This is a genomic window from Prevotella histicola, from assembly GCF_055385135.1.
The window spans coordinates 240,921-257,090 of sequence record NZ_AP043794.1; the positions used below are offsets into that span (position 1 = coordinate 240,921).

General features: G+C 44.6%; 13 protein-coding genes. 10 read left to right on the plus strand and 3 right to left on the minus strand.

What is annotated here, in order from left to right; translation table 11 throughout:
• Window positions 1-4 precede the first annotated feature (4 nt).
• The 3 genes from ACZ48L_RS09805 to ACZ48L_RS09815 are packed head-to-tail and all read right to left on the minus strand — an operon-like array spanning window position 5 to window position 3,888.
• On the minus strand, window positions 5-511 hold the full coding sequence (locus tag ACZ48L_RS09805) for a T9SS type A sorting domain-containing protein (RefSeq protein ID WP_025790685.1): 507 nt from the start codon (window positions 509-511) through the stop codon (window positions 5-7).
• A 39-nt stretch (window positions 512-550) separates the two neighbouring features.
• Window positions 551-934, minus strand: coding sequence for a hypothetical protein (locus tag ACZ48L_RS09810; RefSeq protein ID WP_025790683.1), 384 nt, complete (start codon window positions 932-934; stop codon window positions 551-553).
• Complete coding sequence (locus ACZ48L_RS09815; protein WP_025790681.1) at window positions 934-3,888, minus strand: TonB-dependent receptor; 2,955 nt, start codon at window positions 3,886-3,888, stop codon at window positions 934-936. The genes ACZ48L_RS09810 and ACZ48L_RS09815 overlap by 1 nt, the downstream gene beginning before the upstream one ends.
• 226 nt (window positions 3,889-4,114) lie before the next feature.
• Here ACZ48L_RS09815 and ACZ48L_RS09820 point away from each other — a divergent pair, with 226 nt between their 5' ends.
• The 10 genes from ACZ48L_RS09820 (at window position 4,115) to ACZ48L_RS09865 (ending at window position 16,169) form a co-directional block, all read left to right on the plus strand.
• Entirely contained in the window at window positions 4,115-4,348 is a 234-nt protein-coding gene (locus ACZ48L_RS09820; RefSeq protein ID WP_008823233.1) for a helix-turn-helix transcriptional regulator, read from the plus strand.
• Window positions 4,345-4,680, plus strand: a complete 336-nt coding sequence (locus ACZ48L_RS09825) for a HipA N-terminal domain-containing protein (RefSeq protein ID WP_025790679.1) — start codon at window positions 4,345-4,347, stop codon at window positions 4,678-4,680. Before ACZ48L_RS09820 ends, ACZ48L_RS09825 begins: the two co-directional genes overlap by 4 nt.
• Window positions 4,677-5,624, plus strand: a complete 948-nt coding sequence (locus tag ACZ48L_RS09830; RefSeq protein ID WP_025790678.1) for a HipA domain-containing protein — start codon at window positions 4,677-4,679, stop codon at window positions 5,622-5,624. The genes ACZ48L_RS09825 and ACZ48L_RS09830 overlap by 4 nt, the downstream gene beginning before the upstream one ends.
• Window positions 5,625-6,361: 737 nt before the next feature.
• Window positions 6,362-7,582, plus strand: a complete 1,221-nt coding sequence (locus ACZ48L_RS09835; protein WP_025790676.1) for an HD domain-containing protein — start codon at window positions 6,362-6,364, stop codon at window positions 7,580-7,582.
• 55 nt (window positions 7,583-7,637) lie between these two features.
• Window positions 7,638-8,678: a UDP-3-O-(3-hydroxymyristoyl)glucosamine N-acyltransferase gene (lpxD, locus tag ACZ48L_RS09840; protein WP_025790675.1), complete on the plus strand. Its 1,041-nt coding sequence runs from the start codon at window positions 7,638-7,640 to the stop codon at window positions 8,676-8,678.
• A 5-nt stretch (window positions 8,679-8,683) separates the two neighbouring features.
• Complete coding sequence (locus ACZ48L_RS09845; protein ID WP_025790673.1) at window positions 8,684-10,072, plus strand: bifunctional UDP-3-O-[3-hydroxymyristoyl] N-acetylglucosamine deacetylase/3-hydroxyacyl-ACP dehydratase; 1,389 nt, start codon at window positions 8,684-8,686, stop codon at window positions 10,070-10,072.
• Between the two features lie 16 nt (window positions 10,073-10,088).
• Window positions 10,089-10,859 (plus strand): acyl-ACP--UDP-N-acetylglucosamine O-acyltransferase, encoded by a 771-nt coding sequence (lpxA, locus tag ACZ48L_RS09850; protein ID WP_008823239.1) that lies wholly within the window; start codon window positions 10,089-10,091, stop codon window positions 10,857-10,859.
• A gap of 10 nt (window positions 10,860-10,869) precedes the next feature.
• The gene (gene miaA / locus ACZ48L_RS09855; RefSeq protein ID WP_464722071.1) at window positions 10,870-11,781 is read left to right on the plus strand and encodes a tRNA (adenosine(37)-N6)-dimethylallyltransferase MiaA; all 912 of its coding nucleotides are present in this window, start codon (window positions 10,870-10,872) and stop codon (window positions 11,779-11,781) included.
• A gap of 59 nt (window positions 11,782-11,840) precedes the next feature.
• Entirely contained in the window at window positions 11,841-14,369 is a 2,529-nt protein-coding gene (locus tag ACZ48L_RS09860; protein WP_464722072.1) for a transglycosylase domain-containing protein, read from the plus strand.
• 24 nt (window positions 14,370-14,393) lie between these two features.
• Window positions 14,394-16,169: an AAA family ATPase gene (locus tag ACZ48L_RS09865; protein WP_464722073.1), complete on the plus strand. Its 1,776-nt coding sequence runs from the start codon at window positions 14,394-14,396 to the stop codon at window positions 16,167-16,169.
• Window position 16,170: the final 1 nt, after the last annotated feature.

Here is a 16,170-nt window from a genome sequence, read left to right on the forward strand (position 1 = left end):
AAGATTACTGATTAACGAACTTAAAGCTCCTGGTTGGGGTGCGAAGGATGTAGATTCCTTTAGGCAGAGACGACAGATTGAGTGTCACATGACCTGCTGCATCAGCACGAACGGCACTGATAAGCCTTCCATTAAGGCCATATATACCCACGTTAGCACCCTCTTTCAAACCGCTGACTTCAGCATTATGGAAAGAGAACGACGGTGTTGCAGCCTCTTTATCAGTGCCTTTACCAGGCAGATTATTGATACCTGCCGTCACATTCCTTTGTATAAAGCTATACTCTAACACGTCTGTCAGTGCCGTGGAAAGTGTCTTTCCGTTACAGGTAACAACCAGATTGTTCTGTTCAAAGGTAACTACAGGCTGTGAATCCAGCGGAAATTCCGTCTTCGCACCATTCGTTTCGGTCAATACAAGAAAGGTTGCTAACCACTCTTGTGCATGACTTTGCAATGGCATGAGCGACAAAAACAGGGCTATAAGCCCCATAAAACTTACTTTATTCATAAACTTTGAAATTAATTATCCTAATGTTTTATACTCCTATCAATGGACGATTCGCTTCTTCGACATCACCAATGGCAGTGTAACCACACGTGATGAGTCAGACGAAACAACAACTTGTGCCCTGCTTCCATTGAAGAAATAACGATAGTCATACGTCTCTTTACGGGCTGAACAACTGATCTTGTACAGTCCAGATGGTACACGAAAGTGGGCTACACCAGCAGCATCCGTACTGTCGACGAAGGTACTTGCCACCCCATCCTGCAGTTCAACACGCAGTCCGTTATGTGCTCCATCATAGGAAGAGGGGAACTCTAACTGCACATCCAAGCTGAGAATATTGAGCCCTTCATCGTAGTCGGCACACGAAACAGCCACCATCAACACCATGAAAGCTACAAACCAATAACTTATTTTCCTCATTATATCTTCAGTCTTAACGATAGTCCATAATAGAAACTTGGTACATAGCCACTGCCAAAGAGGCTCGTCTCGAGTCCAGTCTGTGTGGAATGAACCTGTGAAAGGGTGTTGAAGAAGTTGTTCGCATAGAACGATACCGACACATGACGCCCTATTTCCTTCGTCACACTGAGGTTTGCCGACCAGTAAGCACTCAGTCTGTTGGGGTTCAATGTATATGGATAATTCGTGCGAACCACCAACTGTGCCAGGTCATTAAACAGTCCTCTGTCATTCGTTTCAGCCCAACGTAGCTTCTCCGCAAAGGGTATCAGCACATCAGGAGCATCCCATGTACTGTAATATTCAGGGTAAACGATCACCGTCTGGTTCTCCGTTTTACCATCATAAGGTACTCCGAAATATTCATTTCCACTACTTACAACATACCCACGACTGCTTGTTGCCCTACTGAAAGCATAGAGAGAGCTTTCTAAACGCAGTGCTACGATGAGGCGAATCTTAGGAATATGCGTCGTAATAGTGGCATTAAGGTCCACCTGACCACTCACTGAACCATTCGAAGCAGAAGCATTTGCAGTGTAATTGGTTGTTGTTGCCGCTCCACCTCGGTAGTATCCGACGTATTGATACAGTATTCCGTCACTCTGACGGGTGTTAAGTCCTACAGGAACATCGGCAAAGAGGGTCTCATCCTGTGCCTTATAGTGATAATATTTACCATCCAGCCGCACCTGCGTGCGCAGTGTTTTGATCTGTTTGAAGTCTACTATCCACTCCAAACCATACCTCTGCAGGGCATCAGCATTGACATAACGGGTATTGGTAACATAGGTATTACGCTCCTCATAACCCAATGTTACAGGCGACTTCACCCCACTTGCATCACTCACCGTTACTATTCCCGTCTGCGGATCAATGCTGAAACGGCGGTCAGCAACGACTATCCCACTCCTTTGAAGCATTGCTGGAGAAGTGTATTTATAGGTGAATGGTGTGTAAACATCCGTCGCCATATAAGGATTAGACACCTTACTACGGAAGAAAGACAGACTGACATCAGCTATCTTCGTGCGCCATTCCACACCCAAATCCCACTGATCAGCCCGCTGCCATTTAAGATTAGCATTGTAACGAGCCATGGATGGATAGGTGTAAAAGGCATAATAGGAACGGTTATCGGCATCACTCGTGGATGCAAAAGCCAACATATCACGATAAGAAGGGGATGGATAGAGCACCTGGAAGCTTGGAAGTTTCACGCTTCTACCCCATCCTGCGTGCAAAGTCATACTGTTAAGCCAGCTGTTCTGCCCAAAACGGAAGACATAACGAGCGTTCATTCGAGGGGAGAAACTACCTACAGAGCCGTATTCCGACCCTGGAACAGAGGTTATATCCTCACGTATTCCGGCTGTCAGCTCGGCATTCTGCCGTTCGTTCACATCCATAGAGAGCTTGTCTTCAGCATAGATTGCGATGTTATTCAGCGATGGTAAGGCATCATAACGATACTCCCTCCACGAAGGAGCATAGCGCATATCGGCATAATAAGTGCCACGTCCACGGTTCATACTACTGGTCCATTCGCCACCAACAAGCAGTCTGTTGCGGAACTTACCGAATGCTTTACTCCAGTTAGCTTTCATCTTCAGACTGTAATTCAACGGTTTAGAATCATTGAATCCACGCAGATACCAATAGCCAGTAGGTCCGAGAATGATGTTTGCCGATGGGTTTCTGTCGTAGTCTTCAGCAATGTTATACCCCTCTGTCAGCGTATGAATATAAGGTTGTGTGGCGTTACTGCTCTCATTGGTATAGCTCTCAGAGAGTCGATCAGCATAGGTAAAAGCTGCCGTAAGGTCAACGTTCGTAATCCAACGCTTATTCAACAGCCATCCAAGGTGTATGCTTCCACCAACGTTATTGTCCTTTACCTTATTATAATCATCGAGACTTCGGTCGGGATCAGCTTTCGAATTATATCCTCCGATACTACCATTTAATCCCACTTCCAGCGTCAATGGCAACGACTTCTTCATGAAAACATTCATGTAACGCAGTGAGAGGACATTGCGTTGATAGGCTGTATAAGGTGAAGCAGCATCCAAGAAGGAGCGTGCATGCTCTATAGAGAAGTTCAATAAGCCTGCATTACCACCCAGGTCTACGCCCTTGTGCAATGCTATCTGGCGTGTATGCTGGTTGATGCTACCCTCAACGATGAAGGGGGAACTGCCCCTACGCGTCTTCACCTTTACCACTCCGTTGGTCAGATCACCGTATTCTACGGATGCAATACCAGGCACTACCTCCACACTCTCTATGTTTGAGGTACTCACACTACGTGTACTTACACCTGCCGTCTCGCCCATTGCAGCGTTGTTACTCAGTCGGATGCCATCTACTTCCACGGCTGTTCCAAACGAAGCATTGCCCCTTTCCAATGTCCCACTACGTAAGGTCAGCTTGCTATCGTTCATCAATGAAGGGTTCACACTCTTACCTCCCGGCAACAATTGGGCTATATCACTGAGGGTCATAATCTGCTGATTATCCAGCGTTTTACGGTCAATGGTGTAGGAAGTGGTTATCTCATCCTTCTTCCGATGGGCAACAACCTGTACCTCATCCAGCAGCAAATTGTCTTCAGCAAGGCGCACATTCTGCGTTGCACCACCAGCATTGACCATGACAACCACGGTCTGATTCGCATAACCCATGCAGGAAAATACTGCCGTATACTTTCCTTTAGGTACGTTTTTTATCGTGTAATTACCCTTTTCGTCCGTAAAAGCATAGAGCCGATTCTCCTTTAATGTGACAGTAGCATAGGCTATTGGCTTGTCATCAGCCTTGCTTGTGACATGTCCAGTGAGGTCTTGCGCCATAGTATTAATGCTCAAAACACAGAAAAGGATAGACGTTATAATCTTGTAAATAGGGTTCATCGCGTGCAAAATTATAAAGATTTAATCAAAGTTACAATACCCATAAGTAGGTATAGGATTGTTAATCCTACACGGAAAGACCGTAGCGGACAGCAAGAAAGACCCACCCAACACTCCCGAACGGGTATAAATCGGTTAACAAACCATAAATTTATACCCGTTCGGGAGTATTCTTTTGCAAAACAAAAGATTATCATTACATTTGTACCCGATAAGGTATAAAAGCATGGAACAAAACGAATTATCACTTACCATCAAGCAGTTGCGCAAGGAATACGGACTTACACAGGAGGATTTAGCCTTCAAATCGGGAGTCGGTTTACGCTTCGTGCGTGAGATGGAGCAAGGAAAAACAACATTGAGAATGGACAAAGTGAACCAGGTTCTCCTGTTGTTCAGTCTGCATTTAGGTCCCGTTCCCATCGTAAAAGAAACCCCTAAAAGCCCCTATAAGCAATGAGACAAGGTTCAGTTTACGTCAATAACGAGCTGGCGGGTACTATCATGGAGGATGAAAACGGCTATAACTTTACTTATAACCAAGTATATTTAAAGAGTAAAAGCCCCATCCCCGTCAGCCTTACACTCCCTCTGAGTGAAGAAACATACCACAGTAATGTACTGTTTTCCTTCTTCGACGGATTAATACCAGAAGGATGGATGCTCAATATAGCAGAAAGGAACTGGAAAATAAGCAGGAAAGACCGCATGGGACTGCTCCTTTCCTGCTGCCAAGACTGTATAGGTAACGTGAGTATTGTACCCATAGAACAAGGAAAGGAAGAGAGATGAAGAGATGTTTGTGCTGCTATAAGCCACTGAATGCTGGTGAAATAGATTATCATCCACACTGTGCTAAAGAGCTGTTCGGCTCTGTAGAAGTCCCCATATTGCCCTATACACGCAAAGATATCAATGACCTTGCACAGATAGTAGTGGGCCAACGAACAACAATGACAGGTGTTCAGGCTAAGCTATCAGCAGATATTGAACATGACGAAGCTGGTAATGCACAGCGTTTGACCATTGTGGGCGTCATGGGAAAGTACATTCTGAAGCCACAGACAGAAAGGTTTGGGAATCTACCAGAGATAGAAGACCTCTCAATGCACCTTGCAGAGATAGCACGAATACCGGTTGTTCCACACGCACTCATCCGCTTTGCAGACGGTGAACTGAACTATATCACACGAAGAATAGACCGGACCAAGGATGGCAAGAAGCTCCCAATGGAGGATATGTGTCAACTGAGTGGGAAACTAACGGAACAGAAATACCAGGGAAGCTATGAGATGATAGCACGCTTAATAGACCAATATTCCAGCATAGCACAGTTAGATAAAGTCAACTACTGGCAGCAAGTGGTGTTCTCATGGATTATTGGTAATGCTGATATGCACCTTAAGAACTTCTCTCTCTACAGTCCTAAAGGAGGCAAATACATACTTACCCCTACCTACGATCAGGTTTCAACCAAAGTGGTAATGCCTGAAGACAGGGAGGAAATGGCACTAACACTCAATGGATTCCAAAAGAAACTCCTCGTATATGACTTCCGAGAAGCAATGCTATTGACAGGTATTGATGAGGTTGTAGCCAACAGAATCCTATCGAATTTTGCCCAATTTAAAGACAAGTGGATGGGATGTATTGAGGCATCGTTTATCAGTGATGATCAAAAAGAGCAATTCAAAGCGTTAATAGAAGAGAGATTGGAGCGGTTGAACGAGCAGTAAAGCCACTGAAAAGTGGACTTTCTATCTATTACGAAATATCCTTACACAAATCAAACGGTGTTTGTTCGGTTTTCAATGGAAAACCTCTTATTTTCAGCTTTGTAACTAATGGATTATCAAGAGGTTACAAACAGGCTTGTAAAAGGTGCCCTTTTGCGTTGTAAAAGACGCCCTTTTACACTTCAAAAGATGCCCTTTTACTTTGCAAAAGGGCATCTTTCACTATGCAAAAGGGCGTAGATTAAAAAGCGATAGGTAAATTATATTACAAAAGCCTCGCCTTAACCCATGCTGCAAAGAGAGTATTTCAAACATGAAACAGTGTGCTATACACAAACCGAGAGTGCCAAAAAAACGCGTTTGTCTGCATGAAGACACACTGTATTCTCCGTGCTCTTGGACACAGAAATACCGCTCATGATGAGCGCAAAGAGAGCACATTACTGTTTGCTTTTTCGACTTATTAAGGTGTTAAAGGATATGATTCCTATTCTTCATTATAATCAGTTGATAAAGAATCATACTATATATTTTTATTAAAGTTCCACTTTTAATGATTTACTTAACCTTGAAAACACATGATTCAGGCATATCACATCAGACACACTCCCCCTACGAGGAAACACCGGGAGGGTCTTTTTTCTCTGTATCTTTCTTCTCTTACATTATAATATATTACCTTTGCAGGGACTGATGCGCTCGGTTTCCGTCATTAAGAACCAGAAATTCAAGAAAAGATGACCGACTATAAGATTATCAACGACCCCGTCTTCGGGTTTATAAAGATACCACGTGGCATACTGCTCGACATTGTTCGCCATCCGCTCATGCAGCGACTGACACGCATTCGGCAGCTCGGACTGACACAGGAGGTATACCCTGGGGCGCAACACACACGCTTTCAGCACTCACTGGGAGCTCTTCACCTCATGAGTGAGGCGCTGATCTCACTGCAACAGAAAGGAATATTCGTCTTCGACAGTGAGGTTGAGGCAGTTCAAGCAGCCATTCTCATGCACGACATCGGGCACGGTCCTTTCTCACATGTACTGGAAAACACACTGATCAGTGGCATCACACACGAAGAGATATCACTGATGATGATGGACCGCATCAACAATGAGATGCACGGAGCACTGACTCTGGCTATCAATATCTTCAAAAATGAATATCCCAAACGCTTCCTTCATCAGCTCATCTCCAGTCAGTTGGACATGGACAGACTTGATTATCTGCGCAGAGACAGCTTCTTTACGGGTGTAACGGAAGGAAATATAGGCTCAGCACGTATCATAAAGATGCTCAATGTGGTGGATGACGCCCTCGTTGTAGAGTCGAATGGCATCTATTCCATAGAGAATTACCTCACGTCCCGTCGTCTGATGTACTGGCAAGTGTACCTTCACAAGACCACCGTGGGCTGTGAAAACGTTCTCATCAACGCCCTGCACCGTGCCAAAGCATTGGCAGCAAAGGGCACAGAGCTATTTGCTTCCCCTGCCCTACGGTACTTCTTATACAACGATGTGGATGCCAACAGCTTCCAATCAGACGCAAAAGCATTGGACAACTATATCGAACTGGACGATAACGACATATGGAGTGCGCTGAAAGTATGGCAGCATCATGATGACAAGATACTTTCTCTGCTGGCTTCGAACATTGTCAACCGAAGACTGTTCAAGGTGGAAGTGCGGGAAGAAGAACCCACAGAAGAAGAGATTCAGGCATTAAAAGCATCCCTATCAGCGACCTATGGCCTTGAAGAAGCCGACTGTCAGTACCTCATGGGAGTAAATAAAGTGCAGAAAGACATGTACAATCCTTTCGATGACCACATCAGCATCCTCTACAAAGACGGCACACTGAAGGATATTACAGTAGCTTCAGAGATTCTAAACATCGAACTACTCTCCAAAAAAATATGTAAATATTATCTCTGTTATCAGAGATTCTAATAAAAAAACTATATCTTTGCACAATTAATAACACTTTAAATGGTATTATAAAACAATGGAATTCTCCGCAAAGCAGATATCACAATTCATCCAAGGGCGTGTGGAAGGTGATGAAAACGTTACCATTAACACCTTTACCAAGATAGAAGAAGGAAAGAAAGGAGCTATATCATTCCTCGCAAACCCTAAATATACACATTATTTGTACGAGACTGAATCATCAATAGTACTCGTTGATGAAGATATCCAGCTGGAGAAAAAAGCCAAGCCAACACTCATTCGCGTGAAGAACGCACGTGACTGTGTGGCAAAACTGCTGCAACTTTATGAAAGTATGAAGCCCAAGAAGCAAGGGATTGACTCTCTTGCCTTCGTCTCACCCAAGGCTACGATAGGCAAAGATGTCTATATCGGAGCCTTTGCTTATATTGGTGACGGCGTCACTTTGGGCGATGGCTGCCAGGTTTATCCGCACGCTACGATCATGGAAGGTGTGGAACTGGGAAAGGAATGCATCATTTATCCGAACGTAAGTATCTACCAAGGTTGCAAGATTGGCAACAATGTGATTCTTCATTCAGGGTCAGTCATCGGCGCTGATGGCTTCGGCTTTGCACCAAACCCAGCAACAAACAGCTATGATAAGATTCCACAGATAGGCATCGTAACCATAGAAGACAACGTAGAGATTGGTGCCAACACATGTGTTGACCGCTCAACAATGGGCAGCACATACGTGCGGAAGGGTGTGAAACTCGACAATCTCGTACAGATAGCACACAATACTGACATCGGGGAGAACACCGTTATGTCAGCACAGGTAGGTATTGCTGGTTCTACAAAGGTAGGACAATGGTGCATGTTTGGCGGGCAAGTGGGTATCGCTGGGCATATCAACATTGGTGACAAGGTGTTCCTCGGAGCACAATCGGGTGTACCAGGTAGTCTGAAGAGCAACCAACAACTCATCGGAACACCCCCAATGGAACAGCGTCCGTACTTCCAATCACTGGCAATCTTCAAACATCTGCCAGATCTTTATAAGCAGTTGAACACCTTACAGAAGGAAGTAGAAGAACTTAAAAAGAACAAATAACATACATGGATACAATCAAACAGAAGACACTAAAAGGGAGTTTCTCTCTCTTTGGAAAAGGATTGCATACAGGATTGAGCCTGACTGTAACGTTCAACCCTGCCCCAGAGAACACAGGATACAAGATACAGCGTATTGATTTGGACGGTCAGCCTATCATAGATGCCGTTGCAGAGAACGTTGTTGACACACAACGCGGAACGGTTCTGGCGAAAGGTGATGCACGTGTGAGCACTATTGAGCACGGAATGTCAGCCCTTTACGCTATGGGAATAGACAACTGTCTCATCCAAGTGAACGGTCCTGAGTTCCCAATCCTCGATGGTTCAGCTGCAATGTATGTCGATAAGATCAACGAAGTGGGGATTGTTGACCAGAATGCACCGAAGGATTACTACATAATTCGTAAGAAGATAGAGATAAAAGACGATAATGGATCTGTCATAACGATACTTCCTGATGAGGAATTCTCCATCACTGCGATGTGTAACTTCGAGTCAAAGTTCATCAGTAGTCAGTTTGCTACACTGGATGACTTCAGTACTTACGCAACAAAAATAGCCCCTGCACGTACGTTTGTGTTCGTTCGTGACATCATGCCACTGCTACAAGCAAACCTCATCAAGGGTGGTGACTTGGACAATGCCATAGTAATCTATGAGCAACAGGTACCACAAGAGAAGCTGGATCAGCTGGCTGACCTCCTGAAAGTGCCACGTATGGATGCTAACAACATAGGATATATACAGCATAAACCACTACAGTGGGATAATGAATGTACACGTCATAAGCTGCTCGACATCATTGGTGACATGGCATTGATAGGAAAACCTATCAAAGGACGCATCATTGCAACACGTCCGGGACACACTGTCAACAATAAATTCGCCCGTCTCATGCGCAAAGAGATACGCAAACACGAGATACAGGCACCAAGTTATGACCCAAATGAGGAGCCATTGATGGACAATATACGCATCCGTGAGCTCTTACCACACCGCTATCCAATGCAATTAGTGGACAAAGTGATAGCTATGGGGTCTACAAGTGTTGTCGGAATCAAGAACGTTACGAGCAATGAACCATTCTTCCAGGGACATTTTCCACAGGAACCCGTGATGCCAGGAGTACTCCAAGTGGAGGCAATGGCACAGTGTGGAGGTCTGTTAGTGCTCTCTCAGGTGGAAGAACCAGAGCGTTGGTCGACGTATTTCCTTAAGATTGACGACGTGAAGTTCCGTCAGAAGGTTGTCCCAGGAGACACTCTTCTCTTCCGTGTAGAGCTCTTAGGTCCTGTTCGTCACGGCATCAGCTCTATGAAGGGATACATGTTCGTTGGTGAACGTGTCGTAGCTGAAGCAACATTCACCGCACAGATAGTAAAGAATAAATAATAACAAGATACGAGAAATGAACCAGATTAGTCCTTTAGCCTTTGTTCATCCAGAGGCAAAACTGGGTGATAACAACATCATTGGTCCGTTCTGTTACATTGACAGGAATACTGTTATCGGCGATAACAACGTATTTCAGAACAGTGTAACCATACACTTTGGTGCACGAATCGGCAACAACAATGAGATATTTCCTGGTGCAAGTATCTCTACTAAGCCACAGGACTTGAAGTTCAAGGGCGAAGAGACACTTTGCGAAGTGGGTGACAACAACTCTATTCGTGAGAATGTCACCATCTCAAGAGGTACCGCTTCAAAGGGAACAACAAAGGTTGGCAGTAACAATCTGCTGATGGAGTCGGTGCATATCGCACATGATTGCGTCATTGGATCTGGTATCATCATCGGTAATTCTACGAAGTTTGCTGGGGAAGTGACTGTAGATGACTGTGCAATCATCTCAGCAAACATCCTTTGTCATCAGTTCTGTCATATCGGAGGATACGTCATGGTACAAGGAGGAAGTCGTTTCTCAATGGATATTCCACCTTATATTATAGTAGGTAAAGAACCTGCTCGCTACATGGGAGTAAACCTTGTAGGACTTCGCAGACGTGGTTTCTCTAACGAATTGATAGATCTTATCCACAATGCTTACCGTCTTCTCTATGGTACAGGGACACGGGCTGAGAACATTCAGAGGATAAAAGAAGAGCTGGAAGTTACACCAGAGATTCAGCATATCATTGACTTTGCTGAGGCTTCACAGCGTGGTCTAATCAGATAAAAGACCTGATTTGAAGGACAAGACATTAATTGTCATCACAGGACCAACGGGTGTTGGCAAGACTGAAGCAACACTTCAGATTGCCGAACACTATGGTATTCCAATCATAAATGCCGACTCCCGACAGATATTTGCAGAGATTCCAATAGGGACAGCAGCCCCAACGGCAGAGCAACAACGAAGGGTGAAGCATTACTTTGTGGGGAATCATCACATAGAAGATTATTATTCGGCAAGCCTTTATGAGCAGGATGCATTGAAAATCATTGATGATTCTAAATCGAAGGTAGCTCTTTTGTCGGGTGGTTCGATGATGTATATCGATGCAGTATGTAAGGGTATTGATGATATTCCTACCATTTTACCCTCCATTCGGGAAAAGATGAAGCGACGATTGGAAGCAGAAGGACTGCAGGAGATGTGCAATTTGCTCAAGAAACTGGACCCTGAACACTGGGAAATAGTAGACCGTAACAATCATAGGCGTGTCATCCATGCACTTGAAGTGTGTCTACAGACTGGCAAAACATACACATCCTTTCGCTCTGACACCATCAAAGACCGCCCATTCAACATCATTAAGATTGGATTAAACCGTGATCGCGATGAACTTTATGAGCGAATCAATCAGCGAGTAGTGGCTATGTTGGATGCAGGAATGGTTAATGAGGCTTTGAAAGTATACCCTAAACGAGAGCTCAATGCCCTCAACACCGTTGGATATAAGGAACTTTTTGAATATTTAGATGGACTAACTACAATCGATGAAGCCATCTTCAAGATACAAAGTAACACCAGAAGATATGCCAGAAAACAACTAACTTGGTATAAAAAAGATGTTGATATCAAATGGTTTCACCCTGATAACATTGAAGAAATCTTAAAATATACTCGCACTCTCCTACAAAACCCGAGTAAATAAGTAATTTTGTAAAGAACAAAAGATAAGGAATTTGTCCTGGACACGTAGACTATCAATCAATGATTAAGAAACTCTTTCACATCATAAAACGCATTGTACGGGGGCTATTAGGCATCTTTCCGTGGTATATAAACCTCTATAAGGGCCGTGCATGGTACACAAAAGCTGCCGTAGGAATCGTATCTTTCATCGTAGCAATCTTCCTTTACTTAGGTATGGTAGATACAAACTTCCTCTGGTTGTTTGGAAAATCACCTGGATTTGTCGAGATTAAGACCCCACCAACCTATGCTGCATCTGAGATTTATAGTGCTGATTCAGTCCTTATCGGTAGGTTTTACAAAGAGAATCGTACTCCTGTGAAGTATGAAGAGGTTAATCCTGCATTCTGGAATGCCCTCATCAGCACTGAAGATGAGCGTTTCTACAGCCATCATGGAATAGACTTCATGGGAATAGGTGGTGCCATTAAAGACGCATTAACCCGTGGTGACGGACGTGGAGCATCAACTATCACGCAGCAATTGGCTAAGAACATGTTCCGTGTTCGTACTCAATACTCCACCGGTTTACTTGGTCATGTGCCTGGATTGCGCATGTTAATCATGAAAAGTAAGGAGTGGATCATTGCAGTTAAGCTCGAACTCATCTATTCAAAGAAGGAGATTCTGACGATGTATGCCAACACTGTCGACTTCGGAAACAACTCCTTCGGTGTCAAAACGGCTGCAAGAACCTACTTCAACACCACCCCTGCGAGGATGACCATCGACCAAGCAGCCACATTAGTAGGTATGCTGAAGGCTACAACCTACTATAATCCTATCACACATCCTAAGAATTCTATCGCAAGACGTAACACCGTATTATATAATATGGTGACACATAACGTCTTGCCACGTGCCCAATACACCCAGCTTTCACACCGTCCTCTGAAGTTAGACATACATGTTGAGGAGAATTATGACGGTCAGGCACAGTACTTTAGGGAGTATATTTCAGATTACTTAAAGGACTGGATGAAGGAAAATGGGTATGATTTATACAGCAGTGGATTGAGGATTTACACCACCATTGACACCCGTTTACAGAAATATGCAGAGCAAGCTGCAAAAAAACAGATGGAGAAAGTGCAGCAAACTTTCAACAATCACTGGCGTGGTATGCAGCCTTGGCGCGATGCTAAGGGCGATGAAATCCCAGGATTCATTGAGGGTATTGCTGAACGTCAGCCCTTCTATAAGAAGTTAGTACAGAAGTATCCGAACCATCCGGACAGTGTTTTATACTATCTGAACAAACCTCATAAGGTTAAACTCTTCGACTATGAGAAGGGAACTATAGAGAAAGAGATGTCCTCAATGGACTCTATTCGATACATGGTGAAGTTCATGCACTGTGCAATGGTTGCTATGGAACCACAGTCAGGGGCTGTACGTGCATGGGTAGGAGACATCGATTTCAAGACATGGAAGTATGATAAGGTTGTTGCGGAACGCCAACCTGGCTCCACCTTCAAACTCTTTGTCTATTCAGAAGCCATCAATCAGGGGCTGACTCCTTGTGATAAGCGTCGTGATGAGTACATTAGTATGCAGGTTTTGGATAAGAAGACGGGACAGATGAAGACCTGGACGCCTCACAATGCCAATGGAAGATTCTCCAATGACAGCATAACTCTGAAGGCAGCCTTTGCCCGAAGCATCAATTCTGTTGCTGTTCGACTCGGTCAAGAGATGGGTATTAAGAACATTATCCGTACCGCTCAAGACATGGGTATCAAGAGTCCGCTTGATGATGAGCCGTCATTGGCATTGGGATCAAGCGACGTGAACCTCCTTGAACTGGTCAATGCATACTGTACAGTGGCTAATGATGGTGAGCATCACGAGCCTGTTGTCATAACACGTATCCTCGATAAAGATGGCAATGAGGTGTATGTTGCACCACGAGAGCATAACAAAGCACTCCCTTACAAGACGGCTTTCCTCATGCAACAGATGCTGAAAGCTGGTGTTAATGAGGGTGGCGGAACCAGTCAGGCACTACGTCAGTACCTCCCAACTACCGACACTGACTGGGGAGGAAAGACCGGAACGTCTAACAATCACTCTGATGCTTGGTTCATGGCAGTAAGCCCTAACCTTGTTGTTGGTGCTTGGGTAGGTGGCGAATACCGCTCTATCCACTTCCGAACAGGCGCCCTCGGACAAGGATCAAAGACCGCTTTGCCTATCTGTGGTAACTTTATCAACAGCATAATGCGTGATAAAGCGTTCCAGAAGTACCATGCTAAATGGCAATTAGACCCAGATGAGGACATCGACATATCTATGTATGGCTGTCAGCAGCCCGTTACTCACCGTCAGATACCTGACTCTCTGCGTTCACATAATCGTAACTTGAGACAACGAGAGAGTGAAGAAGAGCTTGAAGAAGGTGGTGAAGCAGGCGGTGAAGAGGGAGGTTTCGAACTTGAACCCATACAACCAACGCCGCCAGAGCACCGTGGCAACAACTCAAGTAACGAGACACCAAGAGCCATCAAGCCCATGAAACGTCCAAAGAGTGAGGACGTTGAGATATAAAAAGCTCCTTCATGAGCAAACAGAATGTCGGAAAAGAAAACAACAATAGACATCAATTCTATAGACTTAGATAATCCGGAGTTGCAGAAAGCACTCCAGATTATCCAGTTCACACACAATTCCCTGTTCCTGACTGGTAAGGCTGGAACGGGGAAATCTACGTTTTTAAGATATATTTCTGCAACCACTAAAAAGAAACATATCATCCTTGCACCCACTGGTATTGCTGCTATCAATGCCGGCGGAAGCACCCTTCACAGTTTTTTCAAGCTTCCTTTTCATCCCTTAGTGCCCAATGACACCCGTTATTCGGCACGCAATCTGCGTGGAACGATGAAGTATAACGGTGATAAATGCAAACTCCTGCGTGAGGTTGAACTGATTATCATCGACGAGATAAGCATGGTTCGTGCTGACATCATCGACTTCATTGACAAGGTTCTACGCATCTATAACCGTAATATGCGCGAACCTTTCGGTGGAAAACAGCTCCTTTTGGTGGGAGACATCTACCAGTTGGAACCCGTATTAAAGGAAGAAGACCGTCGAATCCTGCAGCCTTACTACCCCAGCAGCTACTTCTTTGATGCAAAGGTGTTCCAGGATTATCCACTCGTCAGCATCGAACTGAATAAGGTTTACCGACAGACTGACCCTACGTTCATCTCCATTCTTGATCATATCCGTACCAATCAAGTCACTGATACCGACTTCAATCTTATCAACCAGCGGGTCAATGCCAGTCTTTCACCTACTGAAAATGAAGGGAAAGAAGACTTCACCATCACGCTATCAACCAAGCGTGACACAGTAGATTGGATAAACAACGAGGGATTAGACAGCCTACCCGGCAGCCCCGTCATGTTCCAAGGAGAGATAAAAGGGGAATTTCCAGAGAGCAGTCTGCCCACTCCTATCGAGCTAAACCTCAAGGTTGGCGCACATATCATGTTCATTAAGAACGACATAGAGAGGCAATGGGTCAACGGAACATTGGGTGTTATCATCGGAATAGATGAAGAAGAAGGTATGCTTTACGTGCACACGGAGGATGGAAACGACCTACAGGTACAACGTGAGATGTGGGAAAACGTACGCTACCAATTCAATGAAACCGAGCAGAAGATAGAGGAAGAACAGATCGGAACATACGTCCAATTCCCCATAAAGCTGGCATGGGCTATCACCGTACACAAGAGTCAAGGACTGACTTTCCGCAATGTGAACATTGATTTCACGGGTGGAGTCTTCGCAGGAGGGCAGGCTTACGTGGCACTATCACGCTGTACGAGCCTCGAAGGGATTACCCTTAAGGAGCCATTGCGTCGCAATGAAGTGTTCGTAAAGGCTGAAGTACTGCAGTTTGCACGCCATTATAATGACAATAACCTCATCTCTAAGGCACTAAAGCAGAGCAAAGCCGACAAAGAATACTATGATGCAGCACGTGCTTTTGATGAAGGCGACTTCGATAGCTTCCTTCGTAGCTTCTTCCTTGCCATCCATAGCCGTTATGATATTGAACGACCAGCTGCTAAACGGTTTATAAGACGCAAGCTCAACATCATCAACAAACTGAAAGAAGAGAACAAAAAGATAAAAGAGGAACAACGTCAGCAACAGGAATTCCTAAAGAAACTATCCGTTGAATACGTCATGATGGGAAAGGAATGTGAACGTGAGGGCATGGTTGATGCTGCTATTGCCAACTATCAAAAAGCCATTGAGCTATATCCTGACAACCCAACGGCACAGAAGCGACTGAAGAAACTCGATTCAAACAGAGACAGAAAGGAGTAAA

Coding starts and splice junctions, on each gene's coding strand:
- ACZ48L_RS09805 (WP_025790685.1), bottom strand. CDS start 511: ATGAATAAAGTAAGTTTTATGGGGCTTATAGCCCTGTTTTTGTCGCTC.
- ACZ48L_RS09860 (WP_464722072.1), top strand. CDS start 11,841: ATGATTAAGAAACTCTTTCACATCATAAAACGCATTGTACGGGGGCTA.
- ACZ48L_RS09830 (WP_025790678.1), top strand. CDS start 4,677: ATGAAGAGATGTTTGTGCTGCTATAAGCCACTGAATGCTGGTGAAATA.
- ACZ48L_RS09820 (WP_008823233.1), top strand. CDS start 4,115: ATGGAACAAAACGAATTATCACTTACCATCAAGCAGTTGCGCAAGGAA.
- ACZ48L_RS09865 (WP_464722073.1), top strand. CDS start 14,394: ATGTCGGAAAAGAAAACAACAATAGACATCAATTCTATAGACTTAGAT.
- ACZ48L_RS09825 (WP_025790679.1), top strand. CDS start 4,345: ATGAGACAAGGTTCAGTTTACGTCAATAACGAGCTGGCGGGTACTATC.
- lpxA (WP_008823239.1), top strand. CDS start 10,089: ATGAACCAGATTAGTCCTTTAGCCTTTGTTCATCCAGAGGCAAAACTG.
- ACZ48L_RS09815 (WP_025790681.1), bottom strand. CDS start 3,888: ATGAACCCTATTTACAAGATTATAACGTCTATCCTTTTCTGTGTTTTG.
- ACZ48L_RS09835 (WP_025790676.1), top strand. CDS start 6,362: ATGACCGACTATAAGATTATCAACGACCCCGTCTTCGGGTTTATAAAG.
- lpxD (WP_025790675.1), top strand. CDS start 7,638: ATGGAATTCTCCGCAAAGCAGATATCACAATTCATCCAAGGGCGTGTG.
- ACZ48L_RS09845 (WP_025790673.1), top strand. CDS start 8,684: ATGGATACAATCAAACAGAAGACACTAAAAGGGAGTTTCTCTCTCTTT.
- ACZ48L_RS09810 (WP_025790683.1), bottom strand. CDS start 934: ATGAGGAAAATAAGTTATTGGTTTGTAGCTTTCATGGTGTTGATGGTG.